Source organism: Teichococcus vastitatis (assembly GCF_003604215.1).
GTDB lineage: Bacteria > Pseudomonadota > Alphaproteobacteria > Acetobacterales > Acetobacteraceae > Pseudoroseomonas > Pseudoroseomonas vastitatis.
Genome location: NZ_QXGS01000002.1, coordinates 147859 through 162415, shown reverse-complemented (window position 1 = coordinate 162415; position 14557 = coordinate 147859). Strand labels below are relative to the sequence as shown.

Below are 14557 nucleotides of genomic sequence, written 5' to 3'. Positions count from 1 at the left end.
TACGATGCGCGGGCGCCCTGGGGCAAGAGGGGTTCGGACCCGAAAGCCCCGAACGCAGAAAGGGGCGCCGAAGCGCCCCTTTCCCGATCAGGCCGCCTCGCTCTCGGCGCGGCGGGCGTGCTTCTTGCGCTCATGCGGGTCGAGGTAGCGCTTGCGCAGGCGCACGGCCGACGGCGTCACCTCCACCAGCTCGTCATCCTCGATATAGGCGATCGCCTGCTCCAGGCTCATCCGGCGGGGCGGCGTCAGCAGCAGGGCCTCGTCCTTGCCGGAGGCACGGACGTTGGTCAGCTTCTTTTCCTTGATCGGATTCACGTCGAGGTCGTTCTCGCGCGAATGCTCGCCCAGGATCAGCCCGGTGTAGACCTTGTGGCCGGGATCCACGAACAGCGTGCCACGCTCCTGCAGGGAGAACAGCGCGTACTGCACCGCCTCGCCATCGGAGTTGGAGATCAGGCTGCCCTTGATGCGGCCCTCGATCGGCCCGGCCCAGGGCTGGTAGCCCAGGAACAGGCGGTTCATCATGCCGGTGCCGCGCGTGTCGGTCATGAATTCGCCATGGTAGCCGATCAGGCCGCGCGACGGGATGTGGAAGGTCAGGCGCACCTTGCCGCCGCCGGACGGACGCATGTCCTGCATCATACCCTTGCGCAGCGACATCTTCTCGACGACGACGCCCGAATATTCCTCATCGACGTCGATAACGGCTTCCTCGAAGGGCTCTTCCTTCTCGCCCGTTTCGGGGTTCTCGCGGGTCAGCACGCGCGGGCGGCCGATGGTCAGCTCGAAGCCCTCGCGGCGCATCTGCTCGATCAGTACGCCGAGCTGAAGCTCGCCGCGGCCGGCCACCTCGAAGGCGTCCACTTCGTCGGACACCTTCACCTTGATGGCGACGTTGCCCTCGGTTTCCTTGAACAGGCGGTCGCGGATCTGGCGCGACGTGACCTTCTTGCCCTCGCGGCCGCCCAGCGGGCCGTCATTGATGCGGAAGGTCATGCTCAGGGTCGGCGGATCGATGGGGATCGCCGGCAGCGGCTCCGTCACCTCGGGGGAGGCGATGGTGTCGGGGATGGTGGCGTCGGACAGGCCGGCAATGGCGCAGATGTCGCCCGCCTGCACCTCGTCCACCGGCACGCGATCGAGGCCGGAGAAGGTCATCAGCTTGGTCAGGCGGCCGGTTTCCACCACCGTGCCGTCCTGGCGCAGCACGCGCACCGGCATGTTGGTGCGCGCCACGCCCTGCTCGATGCGCCCGGTCAGCACGCGGCCCAGGAAGTTATCGGCTTCCAGGATCGAGGCGTTCATGGCGAAGGGGGCGCTGGCATCCACCGTGGGCTGCGGCACATGGCTCAGGATCAGGTCGAACATCGGCGACAGGTCCTTGCGCGGACCGTCCATCGTCAGGTCGGCCCAGCCCTGGCGGCCGGAAGCGAACATGGTGTGGAAGTCGAGCTGCTCGTCTGACGCGCCGAGCGCCGCGAACAGGTCGAACACCTCATTCAGCACCTCGTCGGCGCGGGCGTCCTGACGATCGACCTTGTTGATCACCACGATCGGCTTCAGGCCACGGGCCAGCGCCTTGGTGAGCACGAATTTGGTCTGCGGCAGCGGGCCCTCGGCGGCGTCGCACAGCACGATGGCGCCGTCCACCATGGACAGGATGCGCTCCACCTCGCCGCCGAAATCGGCGTGGCCCGGGGTGTCGACGATGTTGATCTTCACGCCCTTCCACTCGACGGCGGTGGATTTGGCGAGAATGGTGATGCCGCGCTCACGCTCCAGGTCGTTGCGATCCATGGCGCGCTCGGCCACGGCCTGGTTGGCGCGGAAAGCCCCGGCCTGCTTCAGCAGGTTGTCGACGAGGGTGGTCTTCCCATGGTCGACGTGGGCGATGATGGCGACGTTGCGCAATTCCATACGGCGGGCAGTCCCAAGGCTGCGCCGCCTGCGCACGCGGCCCGAAACCCCATGACCTTGAAGCGGCATGGGGTCGGGCAGGGCGGGCCTGGCGGCTTGTTGCGGCGCACAGATAGGACGTTCGGGCCGAAAAAGCGAGCTTTTCCGGCCCGGACGTCCCGGCAGAGGCGCAGGGCAGCCCCGAGCGGTGACGGGGCATCCCGGTTCTACAGGTGGTAGACGGCCTTGCTGGCGCCGCTGAAGGCGCGCCTTGGATTGAACGTCTCCACCACGCACAGATGCAGCGCCTGGTGCATGGCGGGCTCCGGTTCCGCCTCGGCGGGGGCAGCGTCCGCTGGGGCCTTGTCGCCGGCGGCGTGCCAGGCGATGCGGCTCGGCATCACGGAGCGGAACAGCGGCGCGGATTGCGCGCAGCCGGGAGTCTCGGCCATGCCCTGCAGGGTCACGGGACGAAGCAGGGCCACCTGTTGAACAGAAGCGGCCGGGGCAGGCGATGCGGGGGTCATCGAGGCCTGGGTCAGTGCTCCGATGACAACCGCCGCCAGGGGGGACAGCAACGATGTCGGGTGCATGTTGAAACAATGGTTTCGCCGACGATTCGTTGCCGCCATGTGAGGTGCGCGGGGAACACAAAATATTTTCCGCAACCATGGGTGGGGTTTTTGGCTTCGCGAGCGCAGGCGGCCGACATCGAAGAGGAGACACCGCGAGATGAGCGACACTTCCCCAGACGGCGGCGATGAGGATGGTGAGGTCGATCTGGGCATCAGCCTGGAAACCGTCGCCACGGTGGTGGACCACATCCGCGCAATCCAGGAAGGCGAGGACAGCAACGAGGTCGACACCGAGGACGAGGATCCCGATGACGATGGCGACGAGGAGGATTTCGACGAGGAAACCCTGGCCGCCTTTATCGAAGACCTGAACGAGGACGAGCAGGCGGCGCTGGTGGCGCTGGCCTGGGTGGGCCGTGGCGATTACGAGCCGGAGGAATGGGCGGAAGCGGTGCGGCTCGCCAAGGAGCGCAGCGCGGCCGGCGACACCTCCTCCTATCTGCTGGGCATGGACATGGCCGGCGACCTGCTGGCCGAGGGGCTGGCTGCCTTCGGCCTGGCGGTGGAGGAGATCGAGCGCTGAGGCGGCGTCAAGCCCGCTCGATCAGCGGGCCTGACAATCCGGCGATCTCGCGGATCAGCTTGCGGCGAATGGCGGCACCGAAGCTGGTGAAATCATCCGCCGCCACGATAAAGGCGCCGGGCCCGCCGATCACCGTTTCGGCGAAATACTGGTCGAGCGGCAGCGTCGGGCGGCGGCCGAAGCTCGGCCGGTCGTTCATGATCGGCAGGCCGTTGATGACGATAGCCTTGGCCACTGCCGCGTCGCGCGCCTGCTCGGCGGGCATGCCGGAATTGTTTACCCCGTCGCCGGACACGTCGATCACCCGCCGCGCCGCCTCGAACGGGGCTTCGTCCAGCAACCGGGTGCCGAAGGTGAGGGCGCCCGAGATCGAGGTCCAGGACAGCGAGGCGCGCGGCGCCTCGGACAGGGCGCTGGCCCATCGGTCGGCATCCTGCGACCCGGCCAGCCGCATCCAGGGCAGCACCTGCCGCTGATACTCGGCGCCGGCCCATTCCATGTAGGTCACGCCGATGGCGCCGATCATGCCGCCCTGCACCGCCTCGACCACGCGGGGATCGGTGATGGCGGTGCGGTAGCCCTCGCGCTGCAGCTTGGCTTCGTCCTCGTCCACGGAACGGGAAACGTCCACGGCCAGGACCAGCAGCACGTCCACGGGTTCTTCGGCCCGGGGGCGGGCGGGAAGCAGGATGCTTCCGGCCATCAGGCCGCCCGCGGCCAGCAAGGAACGCCTCAGCATCATCTGCCTCCCGCCTTGTGCAAGCGGCCAGCAAAGCAAATCGCGATGCGGGGGACGCATTGTTTTCTGTGGCGGCCCCGATGTTTTCACGATTGAACGTGAGCTTGACCGCGCCGGCGCGCGGGAGGAATGCATCCAGTGCACGGGTTTTCGTGGTGAAATGCGCCGGGCGCAGTTCTATTTCACGAAAACCGACGCCGATTCGCGTTTCAAGAGGATCCCGCATGTCCGCATCCACCTATATCGAAGCGTCGCCGCGGCCGCCCTCGGTGCAGACCACCGTGGTCGCCGGCGCCCTTCTGCTGCTGCTGGGCGGCATGGCCTGGATCGGCCAGGCCGTCAGCAGCCGGCAGGCGGTGCTGTACCTGCTCGGCGGTGCGCTGGGCCTGGTGCTGTACCATGCCGCCTTTGGCTTCACCTCGGCCTGGCGCGTGTTCATCGCCGACCGCCGGGGCGAGGGGCTGCGGGCGCAGATGCTGATGCTGGCCATCGCCGTGCTGCTGTTCTTCCCGGCGCTGTCGGCCGGCAGCCTGTGGGGGCAGCCGGTGCAGGGGCTGGTCGCGCCGGTGGGCGTCGGCATGATCTTCGGGGCCTTCATCTTCGGCCTCGGCATGCAGATGGGCGGCGGCTGTGCCTCCGGCACGCTGTATACGGCGGGCGGCGGCTCCGTGCGCATGGTGCTGACGCTGGCGGCCTTTATTCTGGGCTCGACGCTCGGGGCTGCGCATCTGCACTGGTGGGCCGCGCTGCCGCACCTGCCGCCGATCTCGGTGGTGCAGAGCTGGGGCGTGCTGCCGGCGCTGGCGGTCAACCTCGCCGCCTTTGCCGCCATTGCCGGTGCCACGGTGGTGCTGGAACGCCGCCGGCATGGCCGTCTCGTCGCCGCTTCCCGTCCGGGGCGGCGTGGCCCGGCGCGGCTGCTGCAGGGGCCGTGGCCGATCCTGGCCGGCGCGGTGGCGCTGGCGCTGCTGAATTTCGCCACGCTGGCACTGGCCGGGCGGCCCTGGGGCATCACTTCGGCCTTCGCGCTGTGGGGTTCCAAGGTCGCCGCGGGCCTCGGCTTCGGGGTGGCCAGCTGGCCCTTCTGGTCCAGCCCGGCGCAGCAGGCGGCGCTGCAGGGCGGCGTGCTGAGCGACGTCACCTCGGTGATGGATCTCGGCATCATCGTCGGCGCGCTGCTGGCGGCGGCGCTGGCCGGCCGCTATGCGCCGAAGTTCAGCATTCCGCTGCGCTCGGCGGTGGCGGCCGTGGTGGGCGGCGTGCTGCTCGGCTACGGCGCGCGCCTGGCCTATGGATGCAACATCGGCGCCTACTTCTCCGGCATCGCCTCGGGCAGCCTGCATGGCTGGGTGTGGATGGCGGCGGCCTTTCTCGGCAACGTGCTGGGCACCCGGCTGCGCCCCGCCTTCGGCCTCGAAGTGGAACGCATGCCCCGCCAGACCGGCTGCTGACCGTTCCGCCGGGTTGCGGCGGCCAGGGGAAAGCCGCGCTTCCCCGGCCGTCCGCTCAGGGCAGGTCCTGCAATTGCCGCTCCAGCAGCGCCCGCCACGGCGCATCGGCCGGCGTGTCCGCCAGCAGGGCGCGCCAGGTGCTGCGGGCATTGGCGTTGCGCCCGGCCTGCGCCTCGGCCAGCCCGGCCAGATAGCGCAGACGCGGATCGGCGGGAGCCTCGCCCAGGGCCCGCATCAATAGGGCGGATGCGGGCTCGTTCTCACCCCGCTCGAGTTGAAGCTGCGCCAGCTCCGCCGCCAGGGTGGGATCGAAGCGCGCCGCCAGGGCACGGTTCCAGGCCTCCGCCGCGGCGTCCAGCCGCCCGCGCCCGCGCTCCGCATTGCCCAGCAGGATCCAGCCCTGGCGGGCCGCCTCAATGTTGGGCGGCGTCTGCGCCAGCCGGGCGCGAAGCTGGACCAGCAGCGCATCGTCACGGGCGGCCGCTTCCTGGCGCTCGCGGAAAGGCGCGGCGGGGATGTCGGGATGGCCGCGCCAGAGATACAGGCCGAAGCCGGCCGCCGGGATCAGGAACAGAAAGGCCGCCATCACGGCAGCGCCGCGGCCGGCCCGTCCCGGCACGGCCATGTCGGGGGCGGAGAGCAGGCGGCGCTGCACTTCCAGCATTGCGGCGCGGTGTGCCGCTTCTTCCAGCCGCCCGGCAGCGCGCTCGCGGTCCAGCTCGGCCAGTTGGGCGCGGTACAGGGCGAGGTCGGCTTCCTTGCGGCCGATGACCCGCGCCGGGCGGAACAAGGCAAAGCCGAGCGGCGCCAGGGCCAGCGCGGCCAGCCCCAGAAACAGGGCCCAGATCATGCGGTGGGGTCTTTCTCCAGCGCGGCGAGGCGGGCGCGCTCCTCCGGGCTCAGCGGCACCGGCTCGGAGGGGGCGCCGCGGCGGCGCAGCAGCAGGATGGCGAGCAGTCCGGCGCCGAGTGCCAGGAAGGGTGCGCCCCACAGCGCCGCCGTGGCCAGGCGAAAGGGCGGCCGCAGCAGCACGAAGTCGCCGTAGCGGTCATGGACGTAAGCCACCACCGCCTGGTCGCTGTCGCCGGCGGCCACGCGCTCGCGCACGATCAGCCGGAGGTCCCGGGCCAGGCCGGCTTGGCTTTCCTCGATGGATTCGTTCTGGCAGACCATGCAGCGCAGCTCGCGCCCGATGGCGCGCGCCCGCTGCTCCTGCGCCGGGTCGGGCAGCATCTCGGAGGGCGAGCCGACGGCAAAGGCAGGGCCGGCCAGCAGCAGCAAGGCCAGGATCAACCGGCGCATCAGGCGTAGCGCCGCAACAGCGGGCGGATGTCCCCGTCCAGCACCTCCGGCGTCACCGGCCCGGCCCAGCGCCAGCGGATGATGCCCTGCCGGTCGATGAAATAGGTTTCCGGCACGCCATAGACGCCCCAGTCAATGGCGACGCGCCCCGGCTCGTCCATCGCCAGGCGCGCGAAGGGATCACCATGGCGTGCCAGGAAGGCGCCGGCATCCCGCGGCTTGTCCTTGTAGTTAATGCCCCAGATCGGCACGCCCTCGCGCGATAGGCGCATCAGCTGCGGATGCTCGATGATGCAGGGCACGCACCAGGAGGCCCAGTAATTCACCAGCACCGGCCCCGGCAGGTCGCGCAATTCGGCGGCGGCGAAGCCGGACTTGCCGCTGTCCGGCAGCGGCGGCAGGGCGAAGTCCGGCGGCGTGCGGCCGATCAGCACGGACGGCACGCCGCGCGGGTCGTAGCTGCCGGTGCCGATGCCGCGCAGCATGCCGTAGAAGCCCGCGCCCCCGGCCACCGCGAGGCCGAGCGGCGCCAGCATCAGGGCGCGGCGGGACGTCAGGGACATGCGGAGGCTCCCGTCATTGTGGCGGTCATGCCTTCGCCGCCAGGGCCGCCGCGCGCTTCGAGGCCGGCGCCGCCACGCGGATGCGCCGGTCGGTGAGCGAGATCGCCCCGCCCAGCGCCATGATCAGCGCGCCCAGCCAGATCCACGGTGCCAGCAGGTTGTGGTGCAGGCGCAGCACGGCGGCGCCGTCCTGTTCCTCGCCCAGCACGGCATACAGGTCGCCGGACAGGCCAGTGTGGATGGCGGCCTCGGTGGTGGTGGAGCGTCCCACGGGAAAGAAGCGGCGTTCCGGATGCAGTACGGTGACGGTGGCGCCGTCGCGCAGCACGGTGACGGTGGCGCGGCGGGCCGACCAGTTCGGGCCGATCGCGTCCTCCACCTTGTCCAGCCGCCACTGATACCCGCCCAGCGCCACGCTCTGGCCGGGGCGCATGGCGGACAGATGATCGGTGGCCAGTCCCATGCCGGCGATGCCCAGCAGGGTAACGCCGAGCCCGGCATGGGCCAGCGCCGCGCCCCAGGCGGCGCGCGGCAGGCCGCCGGCGCGGCTCCAGGCGGCGGCCGGGCGGCGGAACAGGGCGATGCGGTCGGCGAGGTCGGCCAGCGCGCCCAGGATCAGCCAGATCGCCGCGCCGAAGCCAAGCGCCGGGCCGACGCGCCAGCCGGCGAGGAACAGGCACAGCAGCAGCGCGGTGGCGGCGCCGAGCGCCGCCCACCACAGCCGTTCCAGCACCGGCCACAGCCTGGCGCGTTTCCAGGACAGCAGCGGCCCCGCGGCCATGGCCAGCACCAATGGCACGGTCAGGGGCAGGATGGCGGTGTTGAAGAAGGGCGGGCCGACCGAGATCTTCTGGTCGAACAACAGGTCGGCGAACATCGGCCACAACGTGCCGACCAGCACCACCGCCGCGGCGGAGCAGAGCAGCAGGTTGTTCAGCACCAGCCCGCCCTCGCGCGACAGCGGCGAGAACATGCCGGTGGGAGCCATGGCCGGGCCGCGCCAGGCGAACAGCGCGAAGGCGCCGCCGATGTAGAACACCAGCAGCCCGAGGATGAACACGCCGCGCTCCGGGTCGTTGGCGAAGGCGTGCACCGAGTTCAGCACGCCCGAGCGCACCAGAAACGTGCCGAGCAGCGAGAAGCCGAAGGCCAGCAGCGCCAGCAGCACGGTCCAGACCTTGAGCGCCTCCCGCTTCTCCACCACCACGGCGGAATGCAGCAGCGCGGTGCCGGCCAGCCAGGGAAGCAGCGACGCGTTCTCGACCGGGTCCCAGAACCAGTAGCCGCCCCAGCCGAGCTCGTAATAAGCCCACCAGGAGCCGAGCGCGATGCCGAGCGTCAGGAAGCTCCAGGCGGCCAGCGCCCAGGGCCGCACCCAACGGCCCCAGGCGGCGTCCACGCGGCCCTCCAGCAGCGCCGCGACAGCGAAGGCGAAGGTCACGGCGAAGCCGACATAGCCGAGATAGAGCAGCGGCGGATGGAAGGCGAGGCCTGGGTCCTGTAGCACCGGGTTCAGCCCCTGCCCGTCGGCGGGAGGCGGCCAGACCCGGCCGAACGGGTTGGAGGTGACCAGGATGAACAGAAGAAACCCCGCCGCCACCAGACCCAGCACGCCCAGCACCCGTGCCTTGAGCGCGGTCGGCAGATCGCGGCCGAAGCCGGCCACGGCGCCGCCGCACAGCGCCAGGATCAGCACCCACAGCACCATGGAGCCCTCGTGGTTGCCCCAGGCGCCGGCCAGCTTGTACAGCATGGGCTTGGCAGAATGGCTGTTCTGCACCACGTTGACGACGCTGGTGTCGTTCACCGCGAACACATAGAGCAGCGCGCCAAAGGCGGCGGCGCAGGCCAGCAGGTGGCCGTGGGCCAGCGGCCCGGCGGCGGCCATCATCCGCCCGTCGCGCCGCGCCGCGCCCCAGAGCGGCAGCACCGTCTGCGCCAAGGCCAGAACAAAGGCCAGCGCCAGCGCGAAATGTCCAAGTTCGCCGATCATGCGGTTCTAGCTGCCCTGCCGGGCGGGGGCCGGCTCCATGGTATTCCAGGAGGCGGCCGGCGGCGGCGCTCCGTTCTTCGGGTCCCAATGGCCGGTGCGCTTCAGCGCGGCGGCGACCTCGGGCGGCATGTAGGTCTCGTCGTGGCGGGCCAGCACCTCGGAGGCGCGGAACTGGCCATCTGGGCCGAGCTTGCCCAGCGTCACCACGCCCTGGCCCTCGCGGAACAGGTCGGGCAGCACGCCGACATAGGTGACGGGCACGGTGGCCGGGCCATCGGTGACGCGGAACCGCGCCTCGGGCCGGCCATCCGCCGTGGTGTCCTTGACCAGGGAGCCGGCCTCCACCAGCCCGCCAAGGCGGAAGGCACGCTCCGGCCCCGGGTTCTTGCCGGCGATCTCGCTCGGCGCCAGGAAGAACACCAGATTGTCCTGAAAGGCGGTCAGCGTCAGCGCCGTGGCGGTGCCGAGGCCGAGCCCCGCCAGCACCACGATCCACAGGCGCCGCCTCTTGCGCGACAGCTTCACCCCAGCCTCCTTTCGCGCGGCCCGAGCAGCGCGAGGCGCCGCTTCGCCGCAGCGTGCCGCCGTGCGGCCAGCCACGCCATGATCCCGAAGCCCAGGGCTGCCAGCCCCCAGGCGATCGCCACGTGCCACCAGTGCTGCGTCATGCCGCGCCCTCCTGCCGGCGCGCCTGGGCCAGCTGCCCCTGCCGCAGCCGCCGCTCCATCACCGCCGCCCGCACCTGCGCCAGCACCAGCGCGGCGAACAGCAGGGTGAAGCCGATGGTGCAGACCAGCAGCGGGTACAGCATGCCGGTGTGCATGCCCGGCGCACCGATCCGCGTCACCGATGCGGTCTGGTGCAGCGTGTTGAACCAGTCCACCGACCATTTGATCACCGGCAGGTTCACCGCGCCGATCAGCGCCAGGATGGCGCCGGCACGGGCGCCACGCTCCTCCTCGTCGAAGGCGCGCACCAGGGCGGCATGGCCGACCCAGAGAAAGAACAGCACCAGAACGGAGGTCATCCGCGCATCCCAGGCCCACCAAGTGCCCCACATTGGCCGGCCCCACAGGCTGCCGGTGGCGAGGCAGAGCGCGGTGACCATGGCGCCGGCCGGGGACAATTCACGCGCCGCGATGTCGGCCAGCGGGTGGCGCCAGACCAGCGACATCAGCGACGCGACGGCCAGCCCGGCATAGCCGCCCATGGCCAGCCAGGCCATGGGCACGTGCACGTACATGATCCGCACCGTTTCGCCCTGCTGCCAATCGGGCGGCGAGAACAACAGCGCCCAGGCGGTGCCGGCGCCGAGCACCACGGCGGCCAAGCCCCACAGCCAGGGCAGCAGCCGGTCGGTCAGGCGCAGGAAGCGTCCGGGATTGGCGAAGCGGTGCAGGCCGCCGCCGCGTGGGGCGGTGCTGGCCAGCGGGCGCGGCGAGGAGGGGGCAGGGGTGCTCACGGTCCGCAACCTAAGCCCAGCCGCGCCAGGATTGAAGCGTCCGCCATGGCCGGTTACGTCATGCCACAGTCGCGCCGCCTCCGGCGCGGCGGAAAGGCCGGAAAGGAAGCGCCGCATGCTGTTCGCCATCCAGTGCGAGGACAAGCCCGACTCTCTCGATCTGCGGATGGCGACGCGGCCGAAGCACCTGGAATACCTCGACGGGCATGCCGCCACGATCATCCAGGGCGGCCCGGTGCTGGATGCCGGGGGCAAGCCCTGCGGCAGCCTGCTGCTGGTGGATGTGGCCGACCAGGCCGCGGCCGAGGCGCTGGCGGCGAACGATCCCTACGCGCTGGCCGGGCTGTTCGGAGCCGTGAGCATCCGCCCGTTTCGTCAGGTGTTCTCGGGCGGCGCGCGAATCGCCGGCTGATGGCCTTCTGGTTGGTGAAAAGCGAGCCGGACGCCTTTTCCTGGCAGCAGCAGGTGGCCCACGGCACCGAGCCCTGGACCGGCGTGCGCAATGCCCAGGCCGCCGCGCAGCTCAAGGCGATGCGTCGGGGGGAGTTGGCCTTCTTCTATCATTCCAACGTGGGCAAGGAGATCGTCGGTGTGGTCGAGGTGGTGCGCGAAGCCTATCCCGACCCGACCGAGGATGTGCCGGAGGGCAAGGCGCCGCGCTGGGTGTGCACCGACATGCGCGCCGTGGGGCCGATGCCCGAGCCGGTGACCCTGGCGGCCATCAAGGCCGAGCCGCGGCTGGACGGCATCCCGCTGGTGCGGCAATCCCGCCTTTCGGTGATGCCGATCAGCGCCGAACACTGGGGCGTGCTCTGCGCCATGGGAGGGTGGCGCGGCTGACGCCCGGCCCCGGCCGGAATGGCGGAAGCTAGCGGCGGCTGCCGTTGTTGAACCAGGGCGTGCCGCGGCTGGCCGGGAACTCCGGTCGCATCTCCGGTGGCGGCTGCATCAGGCCAGGGTCTAGGTAGAGCTGGACGCCGGGGCTGCCCTGCCCGTCCTGGCCATTGGAGCCCCAGGCGCCGGTGCTGGGCGGGCGGCGGCGGAAATCCCGGTTCACCTCGTCCCGGCCGAGATAGCGTCCGTCGGCATCGTAATGCCGCACCACCCCGCCGCCCGCCGAACGCTCGGTCCGGCCTTCATAGGTGCCCCAGCTGTCATAATGGCGCAGCGTGCCGCCCCGGCGCTCGATGAAGCGGTCCGGCACCGGGCCACCGAAATCGCCACCATAGGCCTGGCCGTGGCGCGGCGTCAGGTATTGCGCCTCGGCCGCCAGGGGCAGCAAGGCCAGCATCACGGCCAGCAAGCCGCTCCATCCCATCCGCCCGCACCGCATCGCTCCGCTCCTCCAATGCCGCCGCACTCTGCGCCACGCGGGTAAACGCGGAATGAAGACCGCAAGGGCCTGACGCAGAACTGAGCCCGGTGGCGCGGATCCGCAACAGGCCGCGCCTCCCGCCCTCTCCCGCCCGATGGCGCGGCGGTGTAGAGCGAGACCATGGACACTACTGGCGCCGTCGAGGAGCGCATCCTCTGCCCCCTGCACGACATTCCCGATGGCAAGGCGCGCGGTTTTCCGGGCCGGCCCGGCGGCTTCATGGGGCTGCTGGCGGTGCGTCGCGGCGGGGCCGTGTTCGTGTACGTCAATTCCTGCCCACATATCGGCGTGCCGCTGGAGATGATGCCGGACCGTTTCCTCGACGGCGCCGGCCGCCATATCCTGTGCTCCGTGCATGGCGCCAGCTTCCGCATCGAGGACGGGTATTGCCTGTCCGGCCCCTGCATGGGGGACAGCCTGGAAGCGGTGCCGGCGCGGATCGATGTCGGGGGCATGATCCGCGTCCCGGCCGATGCGGGCGCCTGACGGCGGACCGCCGCGGCGCTGCGTCAGGCCGCCTGCGCATTCAACCGCGCCGCACCCTGCCGGCGCTTGACGGCGCCGCCGGCGCCCGGGTCCAATGCAGGCAAACAGAAACGGTGGCCGCGTCGCCCCCACCGCCACTCCGGGAGGAGTTCGAATGACCGATCACAGCGTGATTCCCGTGAAGCCCGAGCTGGCCCAGGGCAACCGCGTCGACGCCGCCCGCCGGGCCGAGATGGCTGAGCGCGCGGCGCGCGATCCGGAAGGCTTCTGGCGCGAGGAGGCCGGCCGCATCGCCTGGATGACGCCGCCCACCCGGATCAAGAACACCTCCTTCGAGGGTGACGTTTCGATCAAGTGGTTCGAGGACGGCGTGCTGAACGCGTCCGTCTCCTGCCTCGACCAGCATCTGGCCGAGCGCGGCGACCAGGTGGCGATCATCTGGGAAGGCGACGACCCGAACAGCGACAGCAAGGTCACCTACCGCGAGCTGCACGAACGCGTCTGCCGCATGGCCAACGTGCTGCGCTCGCTCGGGGTGAAGAAAGGTGACCGCGTCACGCTCTACCTGCCGATGATCGTCGAGGCGGCGGTGGCGATGCTGGCCTGCGCCCGTGTCGGCGCGGTGCATTCCATCGTGTTCGGCGGCTTCTCCCCCGACAGCCTGTCCAGCCGCATCCAGGATTGCGACAGCACGCTGCTGATCACCGCCGACCAGGGCCGCCGCGGCGGCCGCACCGTGCCGCTGAAGACCAACGCAGACGAGGCGCTGCGATCCTGCCCCTCGGTGAAGAACGTCATCGTGGTGCGCAACACCGGCGGCGGGGTGCCGATGGAGGAAGGGCGCGACCATTGGTGGCACACCCTGTCCGAGGCCGCCGCCGCCGATTGCGAGCCGGAGCCCATGTCGGCCGAGGATCCGCTGTTCATCCTCTACACCTCCGGCTCCACCGGCAAGCCGAAGGGCGTGCTGCACACCACCGGCGGCTACATGGTGTGGGCTTCCTTCACGCATGAGCTGGTGTTCGACTACCGCCCCGGCGAGATTTACTGGTGCACCGCCGATGTCGGCTGGGTGACCGGGCACAGCTACATCGTCTACGGACCCCTGGCCAACGGCGCCACCACGCTGATGTTCGAGGGCGTGCCGAACTATCCCGGCGTCGACCGCTGCTGGCAGGTGGTCGACAAGCACAAGGTCAACATCTTCTACACCGCGCCCACCGCCATCCGGGCCCTGATGCGGGAAGGCGAGGCGCCGGTGAAGAAGTGGTCGCGGCAATCGCTGCGCGTGCTCGGCTCGGTGGGCGAGCCGATCAACCCGGAAGCCTGGCTCTGGTACTACCGCGTGGTCGGCGACGAGCGCTGCCCGATCGTCGACACCTGGTGGCAGACCGAGACAGGCGGCATCCTGATCTCCCCTCTGCCGGGCGCGGTGGACCTGAAGCCTGGCTCGGCCACGCTGCCGCTGCCCGGCGTGCAGCCGGCGCTGGTGGATGGCGAGGGCCAGCTGCTGGAAGGTGCTGCCGACGGCAATCTGGTGATCCTGGACTCCTGGCCCGGCCAGATGCGCACCGTCTACAAGGACCATGAGCGCTTCATCCAGACCTACTTCTCCACCTTCCCCGGCAAGTATTTCTCCGGCGACGGCGCGCGGCGGGACGCCGATGGCTATTACTGGATCACCGGCCGCGTCGACGACGTGCTGAACGTGTCCGGCCACCGCATGGGCACGGCGGAGATCGAGAGCGCGCTGGTCGCCCACCCGAAGGTGGCTGAGGCCGCCGTGGTCGGCATGCCGCACGAGCTGAAGGGCCAGGGCATCTACGCCTACGTCACGCTGACATCGGGCGAGGAGCCCTCCGAGGCGCTGCGCAAGGAGCTGGTGGCCTGGGTGCGCAAGGAGATCGGCCCGATCGCCTCGCCCGATGCCATCCAATGGGCGCCGGGCCTGCCCAAGACGCGCTCGGGCAAGATCATGCGCCGCATCCTGCGCAAGATCGCCGCCAACGAGACGGACAGCCTGGGCGACATCTCGACGCTGGCCGATCCGACGGTGGTCGAGGAGCTGATCGGCAACCGCGTCGGCTGATCGGCGCCGAAGGGCCGGGGGAGCGAGCGATCTCCTGGCCGGG

At 70.5% G+C, this 14557-nt stretch carries 17 protein-coding genes; 6 read left to right on the top strand and 11 right to left on the bottom strand.

What is annotated here, in order from left to right:
* Nucleotides 1-87 precede the first annotated feature (87 nt).
* Nucleotides 88-1917: a translational GTPase TypA gene (typA, locus tag D2K64_RS04450; RefSeq protein WP_120007016.1), complete on the bottom strand. Its 1830-nt coding sequence runs from the start codon at nucleotides 1915-1917 to the stop codon at nucleotides 88-90.
* 206 nt (nucleotides 1918-2123) lie between these two features.
* The gene (locus D2K64_RS04445) at nucleotides 2124-2489 is read right to left on the bottom strand and encodes a hypothetical protein (protein ID WP_157985721.1); all 366 of its coding nucleotides are present in this window, start codon (nucleotides 2487-2489) and stop codon (nucleotides 2124-2126) included.
* 139 nt (nucleotides 2490-2628) lie between these two features.
* Here D2K64_RS04445 and D2K64_RS04440 point away from each other — a divergent pair, with 139 nt between their 5' ends.
* On the top strand, nucleotides 2629-3054 hold the full coding sequence (locus D2K64_RS04440) for a DUF3775 domain-containing protein (protein WP_120007014.1): 426 nt from the start codon (nucleotides 2629-2631) through the stop codon (nucleotides 3052-3054).
* Between the two features lie 7 nt (nucleotides 3055-3061).
* On the opposite strand, the gene D2K64_RS04435 is transcribed toward D2K64_RS04440, so the two are convergent.
* Complete coding sequence (locus D2K64_RS04435) at nucleotides 3062-3793, bottom strand: DUF1194 domain-containing protein (protein ID WP_238384008.1); 732 nt, start codon at nucleotides 3791-3793, stop codon at nucleotides 3062-3064.
* A 224-nt stretch (nucleotides 3794-4017) separates the two neighbouring features.
* Here D2K64_RS04435 and D2K64_RS04430 point away from each other — a divergent pair, with 224 nt between their 5' ends.
* Complete coding sequence (locus D2K64_RS04430; RefSeq protein WP_120007012.1) at nucleotides 4018-5244, top strand: YeeE/YedE family protein; 1227 nt, start codon at nucleotides 4018-4020, stop codon at nucleotides 5242-5244.
* Between the two features lie 55 nt (nucleotides 5245-5299).
* Here the strand turns inward: D2K64_RS04430 and ccmI are convergent, their stop codons facing one another.
* Genes ccmI through D2K64_RS04400 form a run of 7 tightly spaced genes read right to left on the bottom strand, consistent with a single transcriptional unit; the run spans nucleotide 5300 to nucleotide 10564 of the window.
* Nucleotides 5300-6094, bottom strand: coding sequence for a c-type cytochrome biogenesis protein CcmI (ccmI, locus tag D2K64_RS04425; protein WP_120007011.1), 795 nt, complete (start codon nucleotides 6092-6094; stop codon nucleotides 5300-5302).
* Nucleotides 6091-6546: a cytochrome c-type biogenesis protein gene (locus D2K64_RS04420; RefSeq protein ID WP_120007010.1), complete on the bottom strand. Its 456-nt coding sequence runs from the start codon at nucleotides 6544-6546 to the stop codon at nucleotides 6091-6093. The genes ccmI and D2K64_RS04420 overlap by 4 nt, the downstream gene beginning before the upstream one ends.
* Nucleotides 6546-7109 (bottom strand): DsbE family thiol:disulfide interchange protein, encoded by a 564-nt coding sequence (locus D2K64_RS04415; protein ID WP_120007009.1) that lies wholly within the window; start codon nucleotides 7107-7109, stop codon nucleotides 6546-6548. Before D2K64_RS04415 ends, D2K64_RS04420 begins: the two co-directional genes overlap by 1 nt.
* A 25-nt stretch (nucleotides 7110-7134) precedes the next feature.
* Complete coding sequence (locus D2K64_RS04410; protein WP_120007008.1) at nucleotides 7135-9102, bottom strand: heme lyase CcmF/NrfE family subunit; 1968 nt, start codon at nucleotides 9100-9102, stop codon at nucleotides 7135-7137.
* A gap of 6 nt (nucleotides 9103-9108) precedes the next feature.
* Entirely contained in the window at nucleotides 9109-9621 is a 513-nt protein-coding gene (gene ccmE, locus D2K64_RS04405; RefSeq protein WP_120007297.1) for a cytochrome c maturation protein CcmE, read from the bottom strand.
* A gap of 2 nt (nucleotides 9622-9623) precedes the next feature.
* Complete coding sequence (locus D2K64_RS24230) at nucleotides 9624-9770, bottom strand: hypothetical protein (protein ID WP_157985720.1); 147 nt, start codon at nucleotides 9768-9770, stop codon at nucleotides 9624-9626.
* Nucleotides 9767-10564: a heme ABC transporter permease gene (locus tag D2K64_RS04400; RefSeq protein ID WP_238384007.1), complete on the bottom strand. Its 798-nt coding sequence runs from the start codon at nucleotides 10562-10564 to the stop codon at nucleotides 9767-9769. Before D2K64_RS04400 ends, D2K64_RS24230 begins: the two co-directional genes overlap by 4 nt.
* Before the next feature lie 115 nt (nucleotides 10565-10679).
* Between D2K64_RS04400 and D2K64_RS04395 the strand changes: the two genes are divergently transcribed.
* Nucleotides 10680-10976 carry a YciI family protein gene (locus D2K64_RS04395; RefSeq protein ID WP_120007006.1) on the top strand — a complete coding sequence of 99 codons (297 nt, stop codon included), beginning with the start codon at nucleotides 10680-10682 and terminating at the stop codon, nucleotides 10974-10976.
* Nucleotides 10976-11404 (top strand): EVE domain-containing protein, encoded by a 429-nt coding sequence (locus tag D2K64_RS04390; RefSeq protein WP_120007005.1) that lies wholly within the window; start codon nucleotides 10976-10978, stop codon nucleotides 11402-11404. Before D2K64_RS04395 ends, D2K64_RS04390 begins: the two co-directional genes overlap by 1 nt.
* A gap of 28 nt (nucleotides 11405-11432) precedes the next feature.
* On the opposite strand, the gene D2K64_RS04385 is transcribed toward D2K64_RS04390, so the two are convergent.
* On the bottom strand, nucleotides 11433-11897 hold the full coding sequence (locus D2K64_RS04385) for a hypothetical protein (RefSeq protein ID WP_157985719.1): 465 nt from the start codon (nucleotides 11895-11897) through the stop codon (nucleotides 11433-11435).
* Nucleotides 11898-12059: 162 nt separating this feature from the next.
* Between D2K64_RS04385 and D2K64_RS04380 the strand changes: the two genes are divergently transcribed.
* Both D2K64_RS04380 and acs read left to right on the top strand, forming a co-directional pair.
* The gene (locus D2K64_RS04380) at nucleotides 12060-12425 is read left to right on the top strand and encodes a Rieske (2Fe-2S) protein (protein ID WP_120007003.1); all 366 of its coding nucleotides are present in this window, start codon (nucleotides 12060-12062) and stop codon (nucleotides 12423-12425) included.
* 154 nt (nucleotides 12426-12579) lie between these two features.
* Nucleotides 12580-14514, top strand: coding sequence for an acetate--CoA ligase (gene acs, locus D2K64_RS04375; RefSeq protein ID WP_120007002.1), 1935 nt, complete (start codon nucleotides 12580-12582; stop codon nucleotides 14512-14514).
* The last annotated feature ends 43 nt before the right edge of the window (nucleotides 14515-14557 follow it).